Below are 25,795 nucleotides of genomic sequence, written 5' to 3' on the forward strand. Positions count from 1 at the left end.
AGGAGCCTTCAATCAATCGAACTACTGTATAAAAGGCTTTGGTTGCAGCCAAAGCTTGGGCCTCACATTACCCGAACTTGGTTAAAGTATTAATTAATTTATGGGTTTATTATCCATACAAGAAAATCAATAAGGACTAAAAACAGTGGGCTTTTGCTCCTGCGTCGCCTATTTTAGCCAACAATTTTTGGGTCAAAAGAGTCAAATTTTGACTTCATACATCAAGGTTTGCCAGTGCCTGCTGATGTCGCACTAGCGAAGTTTGCCAGAGCACGCCTATCAAATTAACTATATCCTTAAACCTTTAATGTACTTGAGTGGCTAGCAACGTACGGGTGATCCCTTCCAGCGTTAATTGAGAAATAAGCTCAATTCCAGCATTGAATGGGAAATATTCCAACTTCCTATTGGAAATTCACTTATCAAAGCCTCGCCTTATATAAAGCCCTGTTCCAAGCTTGAATGAGAAAGAACATATAAGCAAAGCTGTTTTAGTAACTTATGGGAATAAGAAAATTGCATCCGGCGGTTTCAATAGCGATTACTTTATATATAAAACAAAGGAGCTATTGAAACAGTTAAGCAGTATTTAGCTGCTCAGAAATAATACTTAAAAGCTCTTCAGCATCACTATATTCAATTTGAACTGCTCTGCTTATATCTAGTACTAAATTATCTACTTTGGACTCAATATTGAACAATTTTTCATTAATGAATGAAAGAACTTCTTCGTTAGCGATGCTGCAAGCATCAGTGGCTAGTTTCATTGTGCTCGCTTTATGTTCATCATAGTTTTGAGCGTCCATAAAGTCATCCTCATAAAGTGAATCTGCGATATCAGGTATTTTTGAGTAGTGCCTAGTGAGATAAAAAATATCCATTGCGTCTTTACGTCTAACGCTATGCTCCCTTTCTAGCCATGAAATTAACTTCAACAATAGCATCCCAGCAGGCGATGCAACTTTAATATTAAGATTGGGGTTATTGGCAATTTCTACGTCTAGGGCATGTTTAAATGCTTCGTTAAAGCCTGTTACTGACATTCCAATATCGTGCTGTGGCGGCCAAGTAATAGAGTTACCATCACCAGCAATATTTCCAAATGGAATAATATCAATCTCCCAGCGCTCACCGCTAGGAACGGTAGTTACTAGCTGGTGTACTTTTGTTTGATCAGGGGTAAAACCATTTTTTAGCAGATGCTCCTTTAACTGTTCAAACTGGTCCCAGTTTTGGACTTGTATACCAAAATCAATATCTCTTGTACCTCGCTCAATTGCAGCACCGTAGCCATGGTGGAGTATAATGTCTCTGGCGGTAGCACCTATGACTAGGTAAGGGATCCCTAATGCTTCAGTATGGGCGTTTATTTTTTGATAAAGGCCAACTAACCCTCGTGGTAATTTACCAACAACATTAAGCGATGTGCTTTTCATAAAACCTCGTTGCAGCATCTATGTTTCTTGTGTCTCTACTAGCTAATAAATTAGCATAAATTAAATACGGGTGTGCTAAATGAGTCTTTGACCCAACAAGTTTTTCTATAGCTAAAAATGGCTCCACTAAAACTACTTTTGTTACTGCATCGTTTATATTATCTTCTGCTTTTACTTTTCGTAATCGTGCAGTTTTTAAAATGACTTTTTTATGTTCAGGGCTTACGTAAATTAGATAATTTTTTGTATTTAAATAATCATCATATTGTTGAACAGCATATTCGCCTCCCCATATGGCATTTACATTATTTAGTTCAAGTTTTTGTAGTAGCTCCGTGTTATCAGTAGTGAAGATTTCTTGTTTTAATTTAGCTTCAACAGTTACAGGATAAGCGTTTAACCACTTCTCTAGTAAAGCTTTTGAATTGTTGATTGTTTTAGTGTGTTGGTCTTTTTGAACTATAAACTCTTGATATATTAAATCGTCAATTACTTGTTTAACCGTTCCCAGTGCAACCTCGGCCATCTTTGCAATTGTGCGCATGGGTTTATTTACCAGCTCCGGTTGCACTAAAAACATAAATACTACTTTCATACCCTTGGGTTGAAATGCCTTACCTAATTGTTTGGCTAAGGCTATTTCATTGTGGGCTTTTTCGGGCTTATTTCCCTGAATATCAATATAAATTGGGGAGCAATTAATATACGTGTTACCAACTCGGTCTATAAAGGATGTATTTTGCTCCTTTAATAGAGCTGCTTGATTAGGGTTGATGTACTCAGTAATTAATAGGGCATTGGTTATCTGATTTTTTATTTTTAATTCAGCAATATACTTTTGTAAGGTGGTTATATTTAGGTGCTTTTTGCATTTAATAATTAAATTGCTTTTAACATTAGGCAAAGCGAGTTCGCCTTCAGTACACTCTTTTTTAAAAGCTTTATACTCTGCGCCTAAACTCGTCTGCAAGTTTAATTTCTCAATAGCTGCCTGTATTATCTCGTGGCCCATCATTTGTTCACTAAATTTAACTGTTCATTGTTTATGAACATAAATATAAATTGAACGCCAGTCAAGTTTTGTTCACTAATTTAAGCTGTTCATTTTTATTGAACGGTCACCATTAATGAACGAGGGGAGTGGCAAGCTCACAAGCTTAAATTGCCTTACTGTAATTAGTGGGATAAGTACCAGCCTGATAAGTTACCTTTAGAGAGTTTATAACAGCTCTATTAAAATAGCCCTGTGTTAAACGTAACGTTTAACACAGGGGCTTTATAGTTTTAGGCTAAACGACTAAACACCAAGCGCATTAAAACGAATATTGCAGCCTTAATGAGATTGCATTGCCCGATGTGATAGTACCACCCGCTTCAAAGTAGTCGGCTTTAATGTAGTCGGCCATAAACTTTATGTTTTTGTTTACGGTGTAGTTAACACCAAGTGCGTAGGTTTTTGCGTCTTGGTTTTCTTGCTTGAGCTTAAGTAAGCTATAGCGGCCAGTGAGCTCCCAGCCTGGCTCTGAGCTTGCGCCTAGTTTTGCGTTTTTATACTTGCGGTATCCGCCCGTTAGTTGATAACCAAATTGCAAATAGCCGCCTTCGTAATCATTGGTTGACTCTTCAATACTGGTTACTTGTGCTTGTTGCCACTCGGCCATCATGGTCAATCTGTCTTTAATCCATAACAGCTCTATACCTTGCTGCGAGAGGTTATCGGCATTAATTTTATCGCCTTCTATTAATGAGTCGGCGGTATAAACTTCAAGTGGCTCATTTACTCTAAATTCGTTACCGTCGTACTGCCTCTCACTAAATGCGACGCCTAAGTGTAATAGGTTGGTATCTTGCTGCCATGGCACCCAGGCTACCCGCCCTGTAATAGCTGATGTTGCTTCGTCTTCGTCGGGCTGATAATAACCAAGTTGCCAATTTACTGAGGCTATCTCTCCTGAAAGGCTAATACCTAAACTTCGCCCTGGCGAAAACGCTTCGCTTATCATGCTGCGTTCAAGCATTAATAAATTACGAGAGCTGGTTAGTTTTTCTAGGCCAAAACCTTCTTTTTGCTGGCCTATGGTTAAATCAGCATATCTCCAGCCTGAGTATTCTAGGTAGGCGTCTTTTATTTCGGTTTCGCCATCGGCAAAGCCAAGCTGAAATTTACTTTTCCAGTCTTTGCTTATGTCTGATTTAAAACTTAGGCGAGCGCGGCGTATTTCTGAGGTACTTTCTGAGCTGCTGCTGTCGTATTGCTCCTCTAATAATGAGGTATCAAACTTGTTGTAGTCGAGCATGATATAGCCGCTTAGGTCTATATCATCGTTAATTTTGGCAAAGCTTGCGTTACTAACAAAACAACAAAGTGTTGAAAGCGCCACGGTAGAAATAGTTAGTTTAGAGGTCATGTTAGGCTACCTTTGTTTGTTTTTCGGCTAAGTAGCTCACTTTTAGTTGGGCTACATCTTTTAAAAAGTCGATGTGCTCTATGTCTACAGCAACTACGTTTAGGCCTGTGCGCAGTTTTAAATCGTTGATGAGTGTGGCTTGGTTTTGCGGGGTTATGTTTTCTATGCGCTCGTAGCAAACGCTTTGTACTTCGTAGCGTTTTACAAATATGCTTGAGTCAATTACAAAGGCAATTAAGCAAATTATGCCGTTAAGAATACTTAGCTCAATTAAGCTCATTTGCCCTACAGAGGTAAGTAAAGCAATAGCAGTAACAAGGAATAAGTAAGTCATTTCTTTAATCGAAATAGACTCAGTGCGGTACCTTAGCATGGTAAATACGGCAAATAGACCAAATGCAAATTCCATTGACATATCAACGCCATGCAGCAAAAAGGTAATAATAAAAACGCCTACGCCAAATAAAATAAACGAGCCTGCCACCACTGCATTTTTACTTATGCGAAAGTAACAGCCATAGCAAAGTACAGCCAGCGATAGGATGTTTACTAAAAAACGGGAAAGAAAAATAAGATCTAATTTTGTCATTTTAATTATTCTCTAAAGGTAAAAGCGGGTTAGTGCGGTTAAGGTGTTTTAAACGGGCTAAAACGGGTTTAAAGCGGTTTACTTTTAAGCGCTCGGGGTAGAGCAAAGCACAGCCAATGCAGTATTTACTAAACGAGGCAGGGAATATGTGGTGTTTGCTCATCAGCTTATAAAATGGCGAGTGTTTTGTTTTTTTACGTTGCTTAAGTTCGGCAATAAAAAAGCCCGGTAGGGTTATTTTGTTATCGCCTTTTGGGGTGTTGTACCACAGGTTAAAATCAAGCGTTAAGCGTTCGGCTTTTTCTTCGTTGGCTAAAGCTATACGGTTATAGCCGCTTTGTTGGGTTACGTTTAAATGTGCAAAGCTGTTTTTCATTTGTTCTTTCATAAACTCAGTACAATGAGCTTGCTCGTTGTTTTTTTCGAGCTTGATACGTGTTTTAACCGTACGGCTTTGATTGTTTTTTAGTTTTACTTCTAGGTATTCGGTGGCGGTATCAACGTAGCGTCTTTGGCGCACTTTGTATCGATTAAGCTTACCGTTATGGTGGGCTTTGTATAAATCAAGCTCGGGCGTATCAAAGTACTGATTATAGTAAGAAAATAAACGCTTACCTTGTATATCAAGCACACTGTACTGGCCTTGTAAGTGAGTTAGTAGCTCAGGTAAAAAAGACAGTGGCAGCATAAACTTGCTGTCTACACGGTTCATTAAGTTGGCGTTATTAAGATCTTTTAATCCGTAGCCTTCAAACGGGGTGAGTAGCTCGTTAATTAATGTTGATAATGGGCTATCAGCGGTTGGCTTTTCAGGTTGGGCCTGCTTATTTTTAGTGTTTATTGCAGTAATTGCTACTGGTGAGATTGAAGTATCCTTTTCAAAAAATTCATCCTTTAAACGTGCTTGAATTGTCATAATTTTCTCAGATTATTAAATTGCAAAGTTACAGAGTGCAGTGCCAGCGTGCTGGCACTGCATGAAGGATGGGTTGTTTATCTAGAGCAAAAGCCGCTGCCGTCGCCGGCTGAAGGCAATGTGCCATCGAGCTGCGCGGCCATATTTGCTACGCGGTACTGCATAAACGACGTTAAACCGTAAAACTGCCCCGTAGTAGAGGTTAGGTTTTGCTCAAAGTAATCTGAGCCGTAAAAACTAGTGGGGTCGTTTTGTACGTGCTCACGGATTAAGTCGGCTATTTCATTTACGCGGGCACTAAATGTGTCGCTTGAAAGTGAACCATTAATAAGTTGCGTTAAGTAACTGTGGTACACATCAAGGTTGCTTTGCTCGGCAAATACATTAGCAATTAACGGGCGCTCATTTAATGCGCCGCTTACTGGCTCATCAATGTAGAGCTCTCTTACATCTACGCCATTACAATTCATGTTAAAGGTGCCAAATGACTCGTTAAAATCCCATGGCAAAATGCTAAATACGCCATCGTCATCGTAAATATAATAGTTATGAGCAAGCGTACCGTGGTAGCTATCTAAATTAGAAAGCGAAGTGCTAACCGACATATAACGTAAAAGTGTATCTACCTCTATGGCGCTGGTTTCGCCGTCATCGAGCGATTCTACAAAGTTAATAAATGCGCCGTTATCGGTGGTGTCTTCGTTGGTTTGTAAGTTTATGTCGGTGTAGCTTTGTATGTCGTCACCTAGCCATAGTAAATCGCTGCCTGTGCCATCAGGCTTGTATAAATCGCCGTTACTGTTGGCAAAGTGTTTTTCTACAAACTCACCATCTATGGCTTCTACCATTAAGTACAAACCAAATAGTTCGCCGTTTACATAAAAGTTAACGTAAGCATGCTCAGGCGTTGGTACGCCTATTTCATCCATTAGGTCGTAGGCAATTACTTCACGCATGTACGACGGGTCGTTAAACGAGTTTTGCAGTGTGAATTTTTTTAGCCCAAAAAACTTTTGGCCCGACACGTATTCGTTAATGTCGACCTTAAAGCTGTATCGGTCACTGCTAGAGTTGGCAACACTGCTTAAGCTTGAGCCGCCTTTAGTGCGAATAGCCACACTATCGAGTGTTACTCCATTAAAGGTAATAGCAGTTTCGTGATATTCCTCATCAAGTGGGTTATCTAGAATGTCTTGCCAGTTTTCGTCGGTAATTGTAATAGAAAGCGTATTAACAGCTGTGGGTGTAAATGCGGTTGCAACGGTATTCTCACTACCTGGAGTAGGGGTTAAAAACGCATGAGTAAAGTCGGTGCTGTTACTTAGGCCGTAACTAAAGCCTGTGGCTACATCGCTTTCGTCCCAATCAATGTAGTCAATTACTTCATCGTTGAGTATTAAGCTTAACTCGTCTTCTTTACCTAGTTTAAAGGGTACGTAGTAAGTGCCTGGATCTTCATCGGTGGCATAAATAGTAATGTATTGGCCTGCGTATAAATCTATGTCGGGCAGGGTTACTGGGTCTATGTCGTCGCTTTCATCAATAACTTGGTAGTTTCCTAAGTTAATAGTATTTTCGCTGTTATTGTATAGCTCAAACCAGTCGTTGCCATCGTCTGCAGCGCTTGCCACCACTTCGTTAATAACGAGTGGTCCGTGAGTTGCTTTGCTGTTTTGGCTAAGCTCTGTTGGAGTTAATACCGCTGTTGCATCGCTGCCATCTGGGTAGCGGCCATAGCTGTAACCGCTAAGCGCTTGGCCTTTTTTCCACGATAGCTGCTCTATAATTACATTGTTACTGTAAAGGCTTACGGTATCGCTTGAGCCTAATTTAAACGCTACGCTTGGGAGGTCGCCTAAATCATCGGTGCTGGCGTAAATGCGATAAAACTCACCGGGCGCTAAAGTAATATCGGGTAGGGCAAATTGCTCGTTATTGTCATCACTTAGTGTGTAGTCAGCTAAATAAACATCGCTACTGCTTGTTACATAAAGCTCTATCCAGTCCTCGGAGCCGCTGCTGTCTTTTGCTACTACTTCGTTTATACGCAGTGGGGCATCTTCAGCAATTAGCGTGGTAACAAGTGTTGAGGTGTCGGCTGTTTGGTTAGCTGCGCCCTGTGTTGGTGTTAATGTTTGCGCGGTGCCGGTGCCGTCGGTGTATAAGCCGTAGCTAAAACCTTCAGCGGCTTCGCCTTCTTCCCAATCAAGTACAGACACCGCAGTGCTATTTTCATAAAGCGTAACAGCGTCGTCGCTACCTAGTTTAAAGGTAACGTAATAACCATTATCGGGCGGTGTGTCGGTTTCATCAATGGCTTGAATAACAATAAACTCTCCTTGCGAAAGCGCTACTGCGGGTAATGCTTGAGGCTCTCTGTCGGCGTTATCATCAACAAGTGAAAATACCGACAAATCGGCTATATCTTCAGTGGCATATAGCTCAATCCAATCGTAGGAGGTATCACTTGGGCTTGCGACAATTTCATTTATAACTAAGCCAGTTGACGTGATTGTTGATGATGAATCAGTACTTTGCTCTGTGCTAGTGTCGGTAGTTTGCTCAGCACCGCCGCAGCCATACAATAATGTAGTAGAGGCAATAACTGAATAAAATATAAAAGGTTTTATATTCATGTAGGCACGCTTATTATTTTATTAAAGTGGATAAACTATAAGAATAAAAGGTGCAAACAATGTGTAAACATTCAGTAAATTACGTTTTTGTGATGGTTTTATGACAGGCTTTTAAGGACGCGTTAACTGCAAACCTAGCAATAGTAGAGTGCGTATATTTAAACGTAAAAAAGCAGATACCTAATTAGCATCTGCTTTTTAATTTTTAACGAAGAATATTTAATTAAGCTTGAGGTTTAATTAAGTACTTTTCGCCGGTGGCTTGTTTAGAATAAGCCGCGATTGACTGTAAATGTAATACCTCAGCTAATGACACTTCGTGCGTGTAGTTACTCGCAAATGTAGTGGTGATTTCATCAGCAACGCGTTTGCGCATTTTCATTACTGTATCTGTGCCTAATTTACCTAAGGCATTAAATAACAAGAACCCGTTTACAGCCCATGCAAAACCAAAGTTACGGTTTAGTGTAATAGGGCCGCGGTCTAGTGCGCCATAAATGTACACTTGTTTAAATGTATCAGAGCCATAAATTGTGTGCTCTTTCATATCGCGCGCAGCTGCAACTTCCATACAGTTAAGAATGTCACTTGTTAGTTGGCCGCCACCAATAGGGTCAAACGCTATAGTTGCACCGGTTTCGATTATTGCAGCTGTTAGGTCAGCAAGAAAAGTGTCGCTGCTTGAGTTAACAATATATTTTGCACCCATATCGCGCAGTAATTTTTCTTGTTCTGGTTTGCGAACAATATTAATTAAATCAACGCCATCGGCAATGCAAATACGGTTTAGCATTTGGCCAAGGTTAGAGGCCGCTGCGGCGTGAATAATAGCTTTATGGCCTTCGGCGCGCATGGTTTCTACCATTGCTAGTGCGGTAAGTGGGTTAACAAAAGATGATGCACCTTCTTTAGCAGTAGTCCCTTCTTTTAGCTCTAGGCAACTTTGTACATTGGCACATATAAATTGACGATACGTACCGCCGCCAATTACTGCAACGGTTTTACCCATTAACGCTTGTGCAGCTGGTGATGACCCCGCAGCTACTACGGTGCCTGCGCCTTCATTACCTACAGGGGTTGCTTTTCCAACACGAGTTTTAAGTGATGGCATAAATTGAGCTGGAACATCGGCAGTAATTACTGGATTTTCATCAGTACCCGATTGTTTTGCAGTAGACATATCAGCTGCGCTGAATAAAACGCCTAAGTCTGATGGGTTTAATGGTGCAGCTTCAATACGAATAACAACTTCATCGGCATTTGGCTTTGGCATCTCGATGTTTTTTAAGGCAAGTGTAAGTTTATTGTCTTCGCTGATAGTTGAAGTAAGTTGGATATTTTTATTTGTCATAGGTTTTTCCTGCAAAGAATTAAATTTGTTAAGCCAATAGCATTATTGTATTGGCGATCTGTCTTAGTAATTAAAAATTAGAATAGATACTTTTGTAGCTACGCGTTATTTAGCGTTGGCTGCTTGAATTTGCGCTTTCACTTTTTGCATAAATTCAGCCATATTTGATTGCCGATCGGCCTCTATGCTTTGGGTAATGGCTAATTGGCTCATTGATTCGTTCCACTCTTTCATGCCGGGTACTTGTGCAAGTACATCCCAATCAAGCTGGCTTGAGCCAAAGGCGCTAACAATGGTGTTTACGTAATAAACGTAAATGTCTGCCATTGTAAATTGCTCGCCTGCAATCCAAGGTGAAAACTTACACACGCTACTCAAAGCGGTTACGCCACGCGTTAATACTTGGCGTACTTCGGCTTTAGTGGTTTCAGGTACTTCAGCGCCTGAAAATACATAAGGGATGAACCGTCTGCTCGGCAGTTCAAAATAAAGCTCTGCCATTTTCATAATTTGACGTACAACTGCGCGCTCACCTGCATCTTCAGGGTATAGCGGGGTTTGTGGGTACGACTCTTCTATAAAGTCGCAAATAACACTTGACTCAGAAATATTAAGGCCGTTAGCTGTTGTGATTGCAGGCACTTTGCCTGCAGGGCTGATTGCTAATAACTCTTCGCTACCGCCGTAAACAAGGTGTTCTTTAAATGGCAGTTGTTTGTGTAAAAGTACATGTTTAACTAGGTTGTAATAGTTGCTAGCAGCAAAACCGTGCAAAGTAATCATAAGTCAGCTTTCCATTATTAACGTGAAGATACTCATTGCCAAAAAATGCAATTTAAGTCCCTGTCTTTAGGTTGAGTACATTATTACTTGTTTTAATTTGCTTATATATAGGGGAAAATGCGAATCACTTTTGTCTTTAAGACAATAAAGCATTTTATTTAATGGAGAGGCGACTTGGATCAACTAAAAGCCATACGGTATTTTATTAAGGTGGTTGAAACGGGCAGTTTTACCAAAGCCGCCAAAGCTTTTGATGTGCCGCCTTCGTCGTTGTCGAGGCGAGTTGCTGATTTAGAAAAAAGCCTAGGGGCGACGCTTTTAAAGCGCTCGACCCGCATAGTTAAATTGACCGAAGTTGGGCAAATTTACTATAACGATGTTCAGCAAATATTAAATCAGCTAGAGCAAAGCCATGAAACTGTGCGCAGTTATCAAACAACACCAATGGGGCGATTATGTATAAGCTCAATGGTGAGTTTTGGTGACAAAATGCTACTGCCTCTGCTTGATGAATTTAGCGCGCTATACCCCGAAATTATATTAGATGTTAGCTTAAGTGATGAGCTGTCGACACTTGGGCGTGACGATGTTGATATTGCGATTCGCGGTGGCTATGCGCCAAATGAACGCGTGTTGGCAATAAAACTAATGGATAACGGCTTTATTCCTGTTGCGTCACCCTGCTATTTACAAAAATACGGTGTACCTACTAATGTTATGGAATTAAAGGGCCACAGTGGTCTTTATTTTAAAACGCCAGCGGGGCCAACGCCTTGGTTATGTAAAGTGGATGAGCAATGGCACGACGTTTCTGGGCCTGCGGTCGCTATTTCAAATAACGGGTCGTGGCTGGCTAAAAAAGCGTGTAATGGCGAGGGCATTTTAATGTCAACTCGGTGGGCGCTCGACTCATACCTTGAGTCTGGCCAGTTGCAAGAGCTTAAGTTTGAGCATGAATTAGCGATAAGCCAAAATGCGACTATGGCGGTTTATTTGTTGTATCAAAAGCAGCGCTATTTAGTACCAAAGGTAAAAGCGGCGGTCGACTTTTTAGTACAAAGAATAAAAAGCTAGATAAATTTTATATTTTTGTTCTCCAGTAATTGCTTTTAATATCATAGAAGAGGAGTTAAAAATTCCTAAATAGTATAAATTCAATGCTTAATAAATAAGCTCGTTTTGACTTTAAAGGAATATTTATATTCCCCTAGTTTAATTTCAAATGTATTTAGGGTGGGCTATGAAAATAAATTTTTCTTGGCGAATTCAGTTTGGTCGCATTGTACCAATATGCTCTTGTGAAAATGTAAACAGTAATGGTAAGAGTGTATTGTTAAGTCTTTTATTAGATGATGGTGGGTTACATTACAGTGAAACTATTTTTTGGATTGATGAAGGAATAAAGAGAATAAACTCTGTTTTAGCAAGTGAATGTAGCTTTCTTGACTGGAACCGCGAAAGATGGGGAACTGAATTCACGCTACACAATGCACAAGTATATTCTTTACTAGACGATAGCTATTTTCAAAATATATCTACGCAGCAGCTTAAAGAAGCTCTTGGCGCGTGGAAGTTATTCTTAGAGTCAACCCCTGATCTACAAAAAAACATTGAAATAAAATTATAAAAGACAAGTTTAATCAGTATGTTAAGCGGTATCAGCTGGCTTAATGTTTAGTTGTTGGGAGAAGTACGTATGGTGCCATTTGGTTTAAGTTCAGAGCAGTTTAAAGCTAAGTTTTTAGTTTCATTAGAAAAGATATCACCTTGTTTTATTCGCGAGCTCAAGAAGTTGTTTACAGTTTCAATTCCTGAATCTGTTTTAGGTGCTGAGATTCAAATATTTCTAGGTGATGATTGTATGGAGACTCCTTCAGCTTGGATATATTACGAAGGAAAACAAAAAAAGATAAATAGCGCTGATGCTTCAATATTTTCTGGTAAATCAGTGGAGTTACTTTCGGGTGATTATGCTATACCTCATTTTGATGAGAAATATTATATCAATGAAGAGTTCAACGCGGGTTACTTAATTGCTAATCTAACAAAACAATGGCTGGCTGAGAGCTGGTGGAAGGCTGGAGGCTGGGATTATCCTATTCCAGTATTAGTTATGGTTCATGATGATTATGGTGATGGTTCGTCGATTAAGTTGTCTGCAGTTTGCTAATAAATAAAAAGAATACCCTATAACCCCACAAAAATATCTTTCGAGTAAGGACTACCGAGTAAATATGTTGACTATACATTCTCAGATACAAAAAAATATAGATTTAATTCGTGACCCTAATTTTGGTGTTGTTCAAAAAGGTGTACCTAATAAAAAAAATAAAGCAACAGTAAGAAACATTCATGCGCAATGGAAAAAATTAATAGAAGAACAGCAAGCAACCATTAAAAGGCAATATGATCGAGGGCTCATTGATTGGCCAGAATGTCGTAGTTTAATGAGGGCTGATTTTAGCATTGAAGATGAAATATACAGCGCAATGATGAATTGGCTTTCAACCATAGATTTATCTGACACACTTGAGGTTGAGTACCTTGCTACGTTTATTGAGACTGTAAGTAGCTCAGATTATTCGCCAAATGCTTTGGTGTTATTAAAATATCACCAAACTATACTAACTAAAATAAAAGAACTTATTGAACACCAACGGGTACATCAGCAAAATACAAAAATTAACTTAGTTGTTTCAGGTTTAATAGAGCTATATTTTTATCTTTCAGTAGGCAGTTACACTCCAGATTTTATCAAGCGGTATGAACTCAATAAAGTTGATATAGCGCTATTGCTTCCTTCTTTTTATCGAGCATTTCCAGATGAAGATAGTAATTTGATAATGGGTATTTTTGAAGAGTTTCACCCAGATGTTATAAACGAGTTTACTCAGCTATTACATTCGAGCATTGTTAGGCATGCTAGAAATAGCAGTTACGGCTGGATGCATTCAGAACTACTAAGTATGCTTGCAAAGCCTGCAGATGTGTTTTATAAAAACGCACCTCTGATTTTTAAAAGCCTGATTAATGACTTTGATTTTTCTGATATTGAGATGGATTATTTAATTGAAAATTTAATACTATGCCCGCTTGGGATTGAAGGTAAAAAAACACAACAAGCACATATTCAAGAACACCTAAATCACATTAAAGCAAAGGGCGCAAAACAAAGTATAATTAACGATTATCAACAAAAATTAGATAATATAGATGCAGTTAGCCAAGAAAAATACAACAAAAATATTAAAACGGCTCTGCGTAGAATTACCGTTTCAGCCCCTACTCGGAAAAGCTTAGACATATTACTTAAAGCCACTACCGATAAAGCTAAAGTGACACACTTAAAATCGTTACTTTTAGAAGCTGATGCTTTAAAAAACACACCTAAATTGTTTAATATTAATAATAAACCAACCATTTTATTTCGTGATTTTAATTTTAAGTTACTCGTTATTGAAGAGCTGATGTATCGACAAGAGATCCTCTTACCAAAGTTTGATTTAGATTTATTTGCCAAAGAGTATATAAAACGCGAAATTGATCGAGAAGAAGATGGATATGAGTGCATTGCTGAAGTTAAAAAGTACTTTAAAAACGTAGAAATACCGATGACTTTACTCGAAAAAGTAACGCAGCTTTATCAAGACAGTGGTTTGGGTGGAGGGGCTGTATTTTTAGAACACATGCATCCATTTTGGGATCCCGGAATGGGAGATGAAGTACCCAAAGTAACGAACAAAGCAATTGATGATTTAGCTTTACTACCTAATCTTACTAAAATAATTGGTTTAGAAAATAGCGAGCCGAGTAAAAAATTATTAAATGCCTTAGCTGAGCGAAATATTGTGTTGGAAGAAGAGGGTTAATTTAGATTGCTCCCTAAAAGCAGACCATTATTATTTGAATTTAAGTATTAATTTTTTCTGCTTTTAGCTTAATTAACTGTAGCTAAAGCTTCTAGCCAAATGACCGATAAATTACTTAATAGGGTTAAGCGGTTAAGGATAATCATGGTTAATAATGCACTTGGCAGCCAGTCTAATTTAAGCACTTTACTTGCCCAATCAGTTAATAACGCTAACCAAACCTCTGTGAGTCCTTCGCTGCTAACCGGTAGCGACCTTCAAGCTATTAATGATTTACAAACTAACGCCCCCAAAATATCCGATGAATTATTAAGCCAGCTAAATAACGAAGCTATTGACGAAGCACTAGTTAGCAATCAAAAAGTAGGGGATATTTTACAACAGCAACTTACCTCGCTATTTACTATTTCAAGTACGCCTAGCACGCTTAACTATAAACTCTCCGATGAAGAACTCGCCCTGCGCACCGTAATAAGCTCTCAGCATGAGGGGTTATTAAAAAACGAAAACAGTACCCAATTAATTGAGCGATTAAATACGTCGGTTAAAAATATTCAGGGTGCTTATGCTAATACCAGCGATATTTTATCGAGTTTAGGTCAGCTTGGGCATGAGCAAAAAACGTTTTTAGCCTCAAGTCAGCAACGTGTTGAGCGCTCACTTAATCCCTACATGGAAAGCCTCAATCGCGCAAAATACGAGGATGACGATAACTACCTGTTTGAGCTCTCGGTAAAAACTAAAGAAGGTGATGTTATAAACATTACCTTTAACTCATCGCAAGGTTATGACGAAGAAACCGGTGAAGCGATAGATGGCTTTGGCATAAGTTACGAAGTTAATGGCAATTTATCTGAGGCTGAACATGGCGCTTTAACGCAGGTTATGGCGGGTGTTGGCGAAATGGCTGATGAGTTTTTTAAAGTGAGTGAAAATTCATTCAATCCTCTTATAGTGCCAAACCAAGCAGACATGAGCTTAGACTTTTTAGCGGGCTTTAATAGTGAACAGTTAGCCGGTTTTAATGTGTCGTTTTCGACAACGCAAAATGATGCGCTTGATACTGCCCAGAACACGCTTGATTTGAGTTACTCCATTGATGAAGCATCAAACCAGCAAGCACTTGTGTTTACAGCCGCAGGTGGGCAAAACGACATTGATTTTGCACTCGGTATGTCAACCATTGGCGCTAAAGACACGCAGCAAATGCAGCGGTATTTAGCGTCGCTAGATCAAAGCCTAGAAGATAGCCGAGTAAACAGTACTAAAGATGATAAAACATCTGCATTTGGTAAAAGTGGCGATGAGGCAATGCAACAAGGTTTTGCATTGTTTAAAGGCGCTTTTGCGAGTATGTCGTCGGCTGCTGAGCGTTATAGCAGTTTGGAGTCACTTGCAGAACAGCAATTTAATGACGGGCGCGCTATGGTTGCCGATTTGGTTGATAACATGATTACAAACGATACCCGTTATCAAGGGCTTAGTAATAAAGCGCCAAATACATTGGGTGCGGGGATTTCTAAGCTCGCTGATTTTGATGCCACGTTTTCTTATGCGCTTGATAACGGCGACTATCAACCTAAAAGTACAATTGAGCTAAGCCAAGCGACTGAACAAAGCCAATTAGGGGAGCTTAGCAGTGTAACGCAAAGTAAAAATGTAAGTAGCCACTTTGATTATCAATACAGTCGCCCTGATTACTACAACAAAGAAGAGAGTTATAACGTAGGTACTGCGGTTAAAAATAAAGAACTTTTGGGGCTTGTTCAGTCTCACGAGGTTGATGTTGATACAAAAATGTTTGAGTTTAATCCGCAAACCAATCAATACGAGCTGCAAATGGCGATGCAAGAACAAACCATTAGCAAAAGTGACATTCGTTTAATTGACGATATTTGGCTTGAAGAAAACGAAAACAGCTACAACATGAATAAAAAAGAGCGTGTTGAGAGTGACGAAAAGCAAGACGAGTTTAAAAAAACAAGCAGCCATTCTCATAATAAACTAGTTACCCTAATTGGTGATTTAGATAAGCTAGCTGAGAATAAAAACGTAAGGCGAGAATATTTAACTAACTTATCGCAAGTTAACTTTTTTATGGATAAAAAGTAACGGTTTTGAGTTGTTCACTCCACACTCAATATTGGGTATAGTCGTTTAATACCTAAATTAATACCTAAATTAATACCTAAATTAAGAGCAACCTTATGTTTAAACAATTAATTTTACTGTGCGCTTTAAGCATGCCGCTTGTAAGCTGCGCTGCTACAGCGCCATTTTCGGGCGAGATAAGTACGCAAGCACTGCTAAGCGACTACGACAAGTTTAACGAGCAATACAAGGCGTATACACCAACAGCACAAGACATTGCGTTAATGCAAAAGCTAGAAGGTAAAGAGCTAATTGTATTATTTGGCACGTGGTGCCACGACAGTGAGCGCGAAGTGCCGCGTTTAATTAAGTTACTAGATGAATCTAAAGTACAACTTGCAAGCATTGAATATGTGGCCGTAGGTTACAACAAGCAAGACGATGCAGGTATTGCACAGGCTAACGACTTGCAATACACCCCAACGTTTATAGTAAAAGATAATGGTAAAGAGTTAGTACGCGTAATTGAAAAGCCAACGGGCACATTGGCACAAGATTTAACGAAGGGTTTGTAAGGTCTATTCTTATGCTATGGCAATTCAATTAAAAGGATGTATAAAACTTGGCATTCTTTGATTTGTTGCTAATTATAGCCTGTCATTTAGCGTCAATTAGGTAAGCGTTATGTGAGCATCATCCCGCGATTTTATTTATAATTAATATGGATATTTATGAAGTGCAAAAAGTGTAAATCAGGAATTACCTCCCCAATAGTTAAAACGACAAATCTTAACGGGACTTCAATCGCGTCATCATCTTGCCCAGTGTGCGGTGAAAATTTAGATGGTTCAAAAAGATATTGGGTTTTATTAATTATTTTACTTATCGGCATTGGTGTAGCATCAAGGTATTTTTCTTAACCTTAGTTATATTATCCACACATGTGAATGAGCAAGACTTTAGTTTTGATTATTAGTCTTTTACTTAAAAGTTATGTGACTTATGAAATTAATGCGATCTGAAAAAGTTCAATTGTGGTTTATGATAAATGCCAACAAATTGTTTGTAGCTGCAGCTGCTTTTGGCGTTATTTTTGTCTTGATTTGGGGGGATGCTTCTCAATGGGAATACGAAGAAGATAAAGATCACTACAGCGCTTTTTTTTCATCTATTGATAGCCGAATTAGTTTTGTAAACTATGGCTATTCAGGTACCAGTTTAAGAGTTGTTTTGAATTTTGATGCTGAAGGGCTCATTCCGGATGACATTAAAAGCATAACTCCAAAGTATAAATATTTAATTCTTGAACGCATATGCAATGATTTAGAGAGTTTGAAAGTTTTAGAAGACGGCTACTATTTTGATGTGGATTTAAGGGATACCAGCTCTGAACACATGTTTAAAAATTATTTTAATTTAATAGTAAAGCATGAAAGGTGTATCACGTAACACAAGTGAGTTTTAACTTAGCTAATAGGCATTAGAAAGACTAAAGGGCTCAAATTTTGACTTTAAAGATTAAACTTTATGTAAATTTGCTACTGGTGCCTTACTACTTATAGATTGCGAGCATTATTCACTAAACAGGCTTTTTTCGAACGCTTGCGCAGCGTGTGAAGACGGTCTGTCTTTATAATGCAGTTGATAAAGTGGCCGAGAAAGTTGCTCGTTATTTTTTTGGCTCAGGCGTGTTAATTTGCCTAACTGCACTAAATCTTCAGTGACTACATTTGGCAATAAAGCGACCCCCATACCTTGAGCGACGGCCCTTGCTATGGCTTCGTTGCTGCCTAATTGCATACTTTGCTCTGCTTGTACGTCATGTTGTGCTAATAGCTTTACCGACATTTCTAAAGTGCCAGAGCCTGGCTCACGTAATAACCAAAACTGTTTGTTTAACCAGGCTTTTAAGTTTTTAGCGGGCTTAAAGTTACTGGGTATAACGACACTCATTAAATCGTTTTGCCAGTGCTTACTTATTATATGCGGCTCGGTAGGTGTGCCTTCAACCAGTGCTAAATCGATAGTGCATTCAAGTAGGGCGTGCTCAATTTGCGCTGTATTAGCCACTTGTACTTCTACTTTTATATCAGGGTACTGCGCGCAAAATTTAGCTAAGTAGGGCGGTAGCCAATAGCTGGCAATGGTTGTACTAGTGCCTATAACGAGCGTGCCACGCTTAAGCCCTGTGCGTGATTTAATATCTTCTATGGCGGCTTTTTCAATGGCAAAAATGCTACGTGCATGATCATACAAGGCTTGGCCGCCCTCGCTTAAGGTAAGTTTTTTGCCTTTAGATGCACGCTCTATAAGTTGAATATTTAATTGGTGCTCAAGCTCTTTTAGCGCTTTAGATACAGCCGGTTGGCTTATAAAAAGCGCCTCGGCTGCGCCTGAAAAACTACCAAGCTTTGCTACCGTATAAAACACCCGAAGTGCATGCAAGTTCATTGTGCCTCTCAAATTCGATAACTTTAAGTTATCGAATCATGATTTTAATGTATTGGAGTTATATTTTGCGCTTTCTTAAAATGAAGTCAACAGTTTAACGTTGTTCAATTGAGGGAATATTATGCTTAGCGCTATTAAAAATTTGGGTATTAATACTAAGCAATACGGCGATACGCGCTGGTGGTTAGGTATGCTGCTGGTGGTGGTTTTGGCGGGGGCATCTGTTGCATTAAGTAAGTTACCCATAATGCAAAGTGCGCAATTTAGCTCTTTAACTATTGGTATAGTGCTTGGCATTATTGTGGGTAACAGTGTGTTTTCGCGTATTGCTACGCAAACCGATATAGGTGTTGATTACGCTAAAAGTATATTGCTTAAAGCGGGGGTTGTGTTGTTTGGGTTTAGAATTACCTTTGCGCAAGTAGCGGGCGTAGGCTGGGAAGGCTTATTAACCGATGTTGTAATGCTGTTAGGCACATTTATTTTGGCAGTGCAGCTAGGTAAGCGCGTATTTAAGCTTGATGAACAAACAACCATATTAATTGGCGCGGGTAGTTCTATTTGTGGTGCCGCTGCGGTTATGGCAACTGAGCCAGTTATAAAAGCGCAGGCGCATAAAGTATCGGTAGCGGTGGCAACGGTGGTGGTGTTTGGCACGTTAAGCATGTTCGCCTACCCAATCATGTTTGATTACATGGGATTGAGCGAGCACGCTTACGGTATTTTTGTAGGCTCAACTATTCATGAAGTAGCGCAAGTGGTTGCAGCGGGCACAGCTGTAAGCGCCAATGCTGCAGATACCGCCGTTATAGAAAAAATGCTAAGGGTGATGATGCTTGCGCCATTTTTAGTGGGCTTATCGTTTTGGCAAAGTAAAAAGCATGCAAATATAAACGCGCCTGGCGGCGAGCAAAAAGCGGGTATTACAATCCCTTGGTTTGCGGTGTTATTTATTGTGGCAAGTGGTGTGCATTCACTCTCTATTATTCCTCAAGTGGCTACAAGCGCAGTTGTTTGGTTTGATAATATATTACTCACCATTGCGATGGTGGCTTTAGGTTTACGCACACATGTTGGCGCTATTCGCCAAGCGGGTATAAAACCGCTGTTATTAGCAGGCTGTTTATTTTTGTTTTTAACCTTGGGTGGTTACGCTATTAATGTGGGTATTGCTGAGTTGTTTTAAACGTTACTTGGTAAAAGTTGATTGGCGGCTTAAATTGGCCAATCAACTTCGTTTAAAGTATCCAGCTGCGTGCTGGTATTTTTATTGCCTTGCCATTTATTAGTGTAAACAGCGTGCGGGTCAAACTGTAACGTTTGTTTTTCAATATTGAAGTGCCTACCACCACGCGGATCTACGCCTACACCTGCTATATATTGCCAATTACCCCAATTAGCGGCTACATCGTAATCAATCAATTGTTGTTCAAAATATGCTGCGCCATAGCGCCAATCAAGGCCAAGTTCGTTCACTAAACAACTGGCTGCAATTTGCCTTGCTCTATTTGATATATAACCCGTAGCGTTTAGCTCGTTCATAATGGCATTGACTAATGGGTAGGGTGTTGAGCCATTACACCATGCAGCAAAGCGGTTTGGCATAAATGTAGTAAGGGGTTTTGTTTGCTTTTGGCCTTTAAAATTAAACAGGCTTTTACCTGCCTTAAGTGCATGCCATTTAAAATATTCTCGCCATAGTAATTCAAATTTAATCCAGTAGGTAGACTCGTTTGTTATTTGGTTATGTTCGTACGCCTCAACTGCTTTATAAACTTGCCGCGCACTTACACACCCAAAAGCAAGCCAGGTACTAAATCTTGTGGTGTTATTAAAGCCATCAAGCTCGTTTCGAGTTATTTTATAAGTACTTGGTAGTAAACCTGAAAAGTATTGCTCTAAGTGTGTTTGCGCAATTTTAAACCCGCCATGCATTACGCCATTATTTGCTATACGCCCTAGAGGTTTTTTAGCGCACAGGGTTATTGGCTGAGGGAGCAAACCGTTTGGTAATGTTGAAAGTGAAATGGGGCTAGTGGCGGCCTCTACCTTTTTACGAAACGGGGTAAAGTGTTTAGGTAATTCGCTTACATCAAACGGTAGGTCACTTTGTTTATAGAGTGTGTCTTGCTGCGTTCCTGTAAATTGTGTATTTGGGCAATGTGCTTTGAGTAAGTTTATTTGGCGTTGCTCGTACAGGCCAAATTGCTCGCTGTATACAACTTCATCTATATTTTGCTCATTAATACGCGCTTTCAAAAGCGATACAGGTTCGCCTTCAAGCACATGCAGGGTTTGCCCGCGCTCAATAAGCTCTTGTTGGAGTTCATACAAGCTTTGCATTAAAAACTGCTGTTTATGCACGCCATACGGCTTTTGTTGATAGTTATTATTTTTAAACCAGTGCGGGTTTATAACAAATACAATATCGAGTGCACATTGCTGCGACGCAAGGTCACTAAAAATAGCGTTGTCGGTTAGACGTAAATCGTTTTGTAGCCAATATAAAATGCGTTTGCTCATAGGTTTGCCCAGGTTTTTGTAATCATTAAGTTTACGAAGCAAAAGCGGGTAGGGATTAGTTTTGAGGTGTTTAAGAGGGTTTTAAAAAGAGGCGGCAAATAATACCGCCTCCTTGAATGTTAAATAGCCGATTTTTGTTTTGCTATCCAATCGTTTATTACGTCTTCTAATACTTCCATAGGCAGCGAGCCTTGGCCTATAACGGTGTCGTGAAAGCTGCGAATATCAAACTTAGCACCTAGTTCTTTTTCGGCTTTTGCACGCAGTTCGCGTATTTTTATTTCGCCCATTTTGTACGAAAGCGCTTGGCCTGGCCATGATATATAACGATCTATTTGATCCTCCACCGCGCTTTGTGGCAAAGCAGTGTGATCTGCCAAGTAGTCAATAGCCTTTTGGCGGCTCCAACCAAAGGCATGAATACCGGTATCAACAACAAGTCTTACTGCACGCCACATTTCGTAGCCTAAACGACCAAAGTCGCTGTACGGGCTTTGATAAAAGCCGGCTTCTTTACCTAAGCGCTCTGTGTATAGTGCCCAACCTTCGCCAAATGCAGAGTGGCTAAGTGTGCGTCTAAATTCGGGTACATTTAACTCCATAGCAATAGCGTTTTGTAAATGATGCCCTGGTATTGCCTCATGTAAGCTAAGTGCTTCTAAATTATATAAAGGCTGTAGTTTAGGTGTTGAGGCTAAAAAATAAGTGCCGGGGGAACGGTTATCAGCAGGTGGCATATAAAACGCGCCGCGACTCGCTGAGCCTTTAATAGTAAAGGTATTACGCGGTAAATGATTAAAGTAGGTTGGTAACTTGCCATACATTTTTTGCGTAATAAAAGCGGTTTTTTCTAGCAGGTCTTGCGCGTCTGTTGCGTAAAATTGCTTATCGGTCGCTAAAAATTCTAAAAAATCGCTGTATGTGCCATCAAAACCTACTTCATCAATAATGTTTTGCATTTGCGTTTTTATACGCGCGACTTCTTTTAAGCCTAGTTCGTGTATTTGCTTTGGCGTGGCGTCTGTTGTGGTGTAGTAATTAACTGCATATTTGTAATACTCAAGCCCGCCTTTAACGCTTGAAATACCCGGCTGCGCTCTACAGTTAGGCATGTAATCGTTCTCAAAAAAGTCGTAAAAATGCTGATAAGCAGGTACTACTTTTGAGCTGATTAAGGCCTTAGCTTTGTTTTGGTATGTAGATTTTTGCTCTGCTGTAAACGTGTTTGGTATACGTGTAAAGGGCTCGTAAAGGGCACTGTTTTCAGGTTGCTTAACAATATGCACGCTAATGCTTTGGCTGTAATTTTCAAAGGTTTTGCAGTAATGAGTAAAGCCTGTTTTTATACCCTCTTTCATTAAATCAATATTTTGCTGATTAAAGCGAGGGTAGTCGGCAAGGCTGATTAAAAATGCGTTGTAATCGTCGGGTGTTAAAAATGCCATGTTAGCGGGGGCTTCGGCAAAATAAGTATGCCAGCCACTTAAAAAATTAACCGGAAAATACTTATCTTGAAAAAGGTAACTTTGCTGCTCGGTTTTTCGCTCATATTTAAATAAGCGGTAGTTCATTAGCTGCTCGTTGTTGAGCGTTTTTGGGTCAATGCTGGCTAAGCTTTTTAGTACGCTGTTGTTATAAGCTTGGCGCTTTGCAATGGCTTGCTCGCTCCAATTTGGCAATGTACCGTTTGGCTTCCAGCCGTCTGGGTCGGTACGAAAAAATATTTTTTCAGCTTTGGCGTTTTGCCAGTGGTTATCAATAATGGTTTTTAAATCAGTGTTAGTGTCGGCTAAGCTTGGTAGCGATGCAACCGCTAAGCATATAGCTAGAATACTTTTTTTAAACATAGTCATCCGTTATTGGCGAGTTAGTTATTATTTATCGCGCTTTTTATTTTAATTTGTGCTCAATATAGTACCAAGTTAACTTAATCAATGCGCTTACTTTTACAACCTGTAACTCTTGGTTTTACTTTTTGATTGAACAAATTTCACTGCGTAACTGATTGGCGTACTAGTTTATTGTTTTATCAGCGTTTAGAATGACTAAAACTTATTATAAAAAATGATCGTCATGTTTAATAAAGTAATTACCTTAATTGATGAAGCAAACGACCAAGACCCTAATACTGAGCAGCACAATGGACAAAGCTTTCCAAAAGAAAGTTTATACGCCTTGCGCATGAGCGAAATGTTAACTCGTTTTAAACCAGATGCCGATGAACTCATGCAAATTGCAGTGCGTGCACAGCATATTCAGCGTTGGAAGTCGCCACGTAGTGATTTTGAAATGAACAAACAGGGCTATCATCAGTGGCGCAGTGCACTTTATATATTTCATGCTAGCAGCGTGGTTGCGCTCATGAAGCAAGCTGGTTACGGTGAAGCTGAGCAAAACCGAGTGTACGATGCGGTCGCTAAAAAAAATATTAAACGTAACCCAGACAGCCAATTAGTAGAAGATGTAGCAAGCCTTGTATTTATTGAACATTATATGCTTGGGTTTGCCAATGCAAAACCAGATTACAATGAAGAAAAATGGATTGGTATTATTCGCCGTACATGGCAAAAAATGTCAGATGACGCGCATGAGTTTGTACTTGCAGGTAATATTACATTGCCCGGCCCGCTTGTTGGGCTTATTCATAAAGCACTTGAGTAAAAGAAAATAAATAAAAAGGAATTTTAAATGTATTGTCCTCGTAGTAATACGCCACTTGAACCTTTACTTGTTGGCGGGATTACTGTTTTTACGTCAGCGCAAGGCGGCGTATTTTTTGATAACAGCCAAATTTTTAAATTTAGCTCGCCGGAGTTAAAGCATGGTCAGGTTTTACTTAAGTATTTGAGTAATTATACCGAAGGTGAGGGCGAAGTCTTATCGCGAGTAAATTGCCCTAAATGCCCAAGTATTGTGATGATGCGCCGGTATTTTTCGCCGCTCAAAGTGGTTGAGATAGACGAATGCCCTGGTTGTGCAGGCATATGGCTTGATAGCGGCGAGCTGGCAAAAATACACGAAAACCATTTAACCCCCCGAGAGCGTAAGCTGTTAGCCCACGAAATGGCGACCAATCATGGGTTTATAACTATTAAGCCGCCAAAATCAAAGTATTACCCCAAAGCGCCTAAAAATGTTCAAGACACGACAGTTGAACGGCTGGTGCAATTAGCATTACTTAATTTTCAGTAATAAAAAACGGCGTACTAAAAAGTACGCCGTTTTTCTGTAATAGATTAACGCTTATGCAGTTTATTTATTACGGTTTTCTTTTGCAAACGCACGTATTTTACGTTTTTGCGAAAGCGTTACTTTATTAGTACGCCCTGCAAATGGGTTATCACCTTCTCTAAATTCAATTTTGATTGGGGTGCCCATAATTTTAAGTGCTTTACGGTAGTAGTTCATAAGGTAGCGTTTGTAGCTATCTGGTAAATCGTGAACTTGGTTACCATGAATTACAATACGTGGCGGGTTATAACCACCGGCATGCGCATATTTAAGCTTAACACGACGACCACGAACAAGTGGCGGCTGGTGATCGGCTTGAGCCATGTCCATAATACGGCGAAGCATTGCGGTGCTAATACGCTTAGTTGCTGACTCGTACGCTTCATCAACCGATTCAAATAAATGACCAACACCTGTACCGTGAAGTGCAGATATAAAGTGTAAGCGTGCAAAGTCAATAAAGCCTAAACGGCGATCAAGCTCTGTTTTAATACGATCTTTAACGTAGTCGTCAAGGCCATCCCATTTATTAACGGCAATAACCAGCGAACGACCTGAGTTAAGCGCAAAACCTAATAAGCTTAAGTCTTGATCAGAAATACCATCGCGCGCATCCACAACAAGTAAAACCACGTTACAATCTTCGATTGCTTGTAGTGTTTTAATTACTGAGAACTTTTCAACTACGTCACTTACTTTTTTACGCTTACGAACACCGGCTGTGTCAATTAACACATACTCTTTGTCGTTACGCGTCATTGGAATATAAATAGAATCGCGCGTTGTACCTGGCATATCATATACAATTACACGATCTTCACCCAATATACGGTTTGTAAGTGTTGACTTACCAACATTAGGGCGACCAATAATAGCAAGCTTTACAGGTTTGTCAGCAAACGCTTGATGATCGGTATCATCACCTTCGCCTTCTTCGTAAAGATCGATTAATTCTTCGTCATCACCTGTTACTTCTTCATCTTGAGCAGCTAGTTCAGCAATAAGCGGCTGAAGTGTTTGTTCAAGTAATAGGGTAATACCACGGCCATGTGCAGCTGCAATGTGATGTATTTCACCTAATGATAATTGGTAAAATTCAGCACAGTTTGAATCTGCATCAATGCCGTCGGTTTTATTGGCAACAACAAAGCACTTTTTCTCTTGTTTACGCAAGTGATTAGCAATGGCTTGGTCAGCTACGGTCATACCTACACGAGCATCTACTAAAAACAGAACAATGTCGGCTTCTTCAATGGCTAGCAGAGATTGATCTGCCATTTCGATTTCGATGCCTTCTTCTGAGCCATCAATACCGCCCGTGTCTACCACGATAAATTCATAGCCATCGTAACTAGCTTGGCCATATTTTCTATCTCGTGTTAAACCTGGAAAATCGGCTACGAGTGCATCACGAGTACGTGTTAAACGGTTAAATAATGTGGACTTGCCCACATTGGGTCGCCCAACTAGAGCGATCACGGGAAGCATAAACTACCTCTTTAAAAAACAAC

The 25,795-nt window shown here is 39.7% G+C and carries 22 protein-coding genes; 10 read left to right on the plus strand and 12 right to left on the minus strand.

Annotation, left to right across the window (positions count from 1 at the left end; genetic code table 11):
- Positions 1-578 precede the first annotated feature (578 nt).
- From H5117_RS17325 to H5117_RS17360, 8 genes are all read right to left on the minus strand, one after another.
- The gene (locus H5117_RS17325; protein ID WP_182738756.1) at positions 579-1,436 is read right to left on the minus strand and encodes a nucleotidyl transferase AbiEii/AbiGii toxin family protein; all 858 of its coding nucleotides are present in this window, start codon (positions 1,434-1,436) and stop codon (positions 579-581) included.
- A complete protein-coding gene (locus H5117_RS17330; protein ID WP_182692308.1) occupies positions 1,417-2,451 on the minus strand; it encodes a type IV toxin-antitoxin system AbiEi family antitoxin in 1,035 nt (344 codons plus the stop codon). The genes H5117_RS17325 and H5117_RS17330 overlap by 20 nt, the downstream gene beginning before the upstream one ends.
- A 298-nt stretch (positions 2,452-2,749) precedes the next feature.
- On the minus strand, positions 2,750-3,844 hold the full coding sequence (locus H5117_RS17335; protein ID WP_182738757.1) for an OprO/OprP family phosphate-selective porin: 1,095 nt from the start codon (positions 3,842-3,844) through the stop codon (positions 2,750-2,752).
- A gap of 1 nt (position 3,845) precedes the next feature.
- Positions 3,846-4,433: a DUF4956 domain-containing protein gene (locus tag H5117_RS17340; protein WP_033022227.1), complete on the minus strand. Its 588-nt coding sequence runs from the start codon at positions 4,431-4,433 to the stop codon at positions 3,846-3,848.
- Position 4,434: 1 nt separating this feature from the next.
- Positions 4,435-5,349: a polyphosphate polymerase domain-containing protein gene (locus H5117_RS17345; RefSeq protein WP_182738758.1), complete on the minus strand. Its 915-nt coding sequence runs from the start codon at positions 5,347-5,349 to the stop codon at positions 4,435-4,437.
- Positions 5,350-5,426: 77 nt separating this feature from the next.
- On the minus strand, positions 5,427-7,985 hold the full coding sequence (locus tag H5117_RS17350; protein WP_182738759.1) for a CotH kinase family protein: 2,559 nt from the start codon (positions 7,983-7,985) through the stop codon (positions 5,427-5,429).
- Positions 7,986-8,208: 223 nt separating this feature from the next.
- A complete protein-coding gene (locus H5117_RS17355; RefSeq protein ID WP_154904095.1) occupies positions 8,209-9,336 on the minus strand; it encodes a zinc-binding dehydrogenase in 1,128 nt (375 codons plus the stop codon).
- Between the two features lie 105 nt (positions 9,337-9,441).
- Complete coding sequence (locus tag H5117_RS17360; protein WP_154904096.1) at positions 9,442-10,119, minus strand: glutathione S-transferase family protein; 678 nt, start codon at positions 10,117-10,119, stop codon at positions 9,442-9,444.
- Positions 10,120-10,293: 174 nt separating this feature from the next.
- Between H5117_RS17360 and H5117_RS17365 the strand changes: the two genes are divergently transcribed.
- From H5117_RS17365 to H5117_RS17395, 7 genes are all read left to right on the plus strand, one after another.
- Positions 10,294-11,193 (plus strand): LysR family transcriptional regulator, encoded by a 900-nt coding sequence (locus tag H5117_RS17365; RefSeq protein WP_182738760.1) that lies wholly within the window; start codon positions 10,294-10,296, stop codon positions 11,191-11,193.
- Positions 11,194-11,359: 166 nt separating this feature from the next.
- Entirely contained in the window at positions 11,360-11,746 is a 387-nt protein-coding gene (locus tag H5117_RS17370; RefSeq protein ID WP_033036383.1) for a hypothetical protein, read from the plus strand.
- Positions 11,747-11,815: 69 nt separating this feature from the next.
- Positions 11,816-12,289 carry a hypothetical protein gene (locus tag H5117_RS17375; RefSeq protein ID WP_182738761.1) on the plus strand — a complete coding sequence of 158 codons (474 nt, stop codon included), beginning with the start codon at positions 11,816-11,818 and terminating at the stop codon, positions 12,287-12,289.
- A gap of 64 nt (positions 12,290-12,353) precedes the next feature.
- Positions 12,354-13,988 carry a DUF6892 domain-containing protein gene (locus H5117_RS17380; protein WP_182738762.1) on the plus strand — a complete coding sequence of 545 codons (1,635 nt, stop codon included), beginning with the start codon at positions 12,354-12,356 and terminating at the stop codon, positions 13,986-13,988.
- 144 nt (positions 13,989-14,132) lie between these two features.
- Positions 14,133-16,100, plus strand: a complete 1,968-nt coding sequence (locus H5117_RS17385; protein ID WP_182738763.1) for a hypothetical protein — start codon at positions 14,133-14,135, stop codon at positions 16,098-16,100.
- A gap of 95 nt (positions 16,101-16,195) precedes the next feature.
- A complete protein-coding gene (locus tag H5117_RS17390) occupies positions 16,196-16,654 on the plus strand; it encodes a thioredoxin family protein (protein WP_182738764.1) in 459 nt (152 codons plus the stop codon).
- A 436-nt stretch (positions 16,655-17,090) separates the two neighbouring features.
- Positions 17,091-17,528, plus strand: a complete 438-nt coding sequence (locus H5117_RS17395; protein WP_182738765.1) for a hypothetical protein — start codon at positions 17,091-17,093, stop codon at positions 17,526-17,528.
- A gap of 123 nt (positions 17,529-17,651) precedes the next feature.
- Here the strand turns inward: H5117_RS17395 and H5117_RS17400 are convergent, their stop codons facing one another.
- Positions 17,652-18,530, minus strand: a complete 879-nt coding sequence (locus H5117_RS17400; RefSeq protein ID WP_182720705.1) for a LysR family transcriptional regulator — start codon at positions 18,528-18,530, stop codon at positions 17,652-17,654.
- A gap of 121 nt (positions 18,531-18,651) precedes the next feature.
- On the opposite strand from H5117_RS17400, the gene H5117_RS17405 reads away from it, so the two are divergent.
- Entirely contained in the window at positions 18,652-19,716 is a 1,065-nt protein-coding gene (locus H5117_RS17405) for a YeiH family protein (RefSeq protein ID WP_182692300.1), read from the plus strand.
- A gap of 29 nt (positions 19,717-19,745) precedes the next feature.
- Here H5117_RS17405 and H5117_RS17410 read toward each other — a convergent pair whose 3' ends face one another.
- Both H5117_RS17410 and H5117_RS17415 read right to left on the minus strand, forming a co-directional pair.
- Complete coding sequence (locus H5117_RS17410) at positions 19,746-21,053, minus strand: DASH family cryptochrome (RefSeq protein WP_182738766.1); 1,308 nt, start codon at positions 21,051-21,053, stop codon at positions 19,746-19,748.
- A gap of 119 nt (positions 21,054-21,172) precedes the next feature.
- Positions 21,173-22,900, minus strand: a complete 1,728-nt coding sequence (locus H5117_RS17415; protein WP_182738767.1) for a DUF885 family protein — start codon at positions 22,898-22,900, stop codon at positions 21,173-21,175.
- Positions 22,901-23,126: 226 nt separating this feature from the next.
- Here H5117_RS17415 and H5117_RS17420 point away from each other — a divergent pair, with 226 nt between their 5' ends.
- Both H5117_RS17420 and H5117_RS17425 read left to right on the plus strand, forming a co-directional pair.
- Positions 23,127-23,714: a DUF4202 domain-containing protein gene (locus H5117_RS17420; RefSeq protein ID WP_024597860.1), complete on the plus strand. Its 588-nt coding sequence runs from the start codon at positions 23,127-23,129 to the stop codon at positions 23,712-23,714.
- 27 nt (positions 23,715-23,741) lie between these two features.
- A complete protein-coding gene (locus H5117_RS17425; protein ID WP_182692298.1) occupies positions 23,742-24,245 on the plus strand; it encodes a zf-TFIIB domain-containing protein in 504 nt (167 codons plus the stop codon).
- 60 nt (positions 24,246-24,305) lie between these two features.
- On the opposite strand, the gene der is transcribed toward H5117_RS17425, so the two are convergent.
- Positions 24,306-25,772 (minus strand): ribosome biogenesis GTPase Der, encoded by a 1,467-nt coding sequence (der, locus tag H5117_RS17430; RefSeq protein ID WP_024597862.1) that lies wholly within the window; start codon positions 25,770-25,772, stop codon positions 24,306-24,308.
- Positions 25,773-25,795 lie beyond the last annotated feature (23 nt).

Origin of the sequence: Pseudoalteromonas sp. SG45-1 (genome assembly GCF_014164135.1) — a bacterium.
GTDB lineage: Bacteria > Pseudomonadota > Gammaproteobacteria > Enterobacterales > Alteromonadaceae > Pseudoalteromonas > Pseudoalteromonas distincta.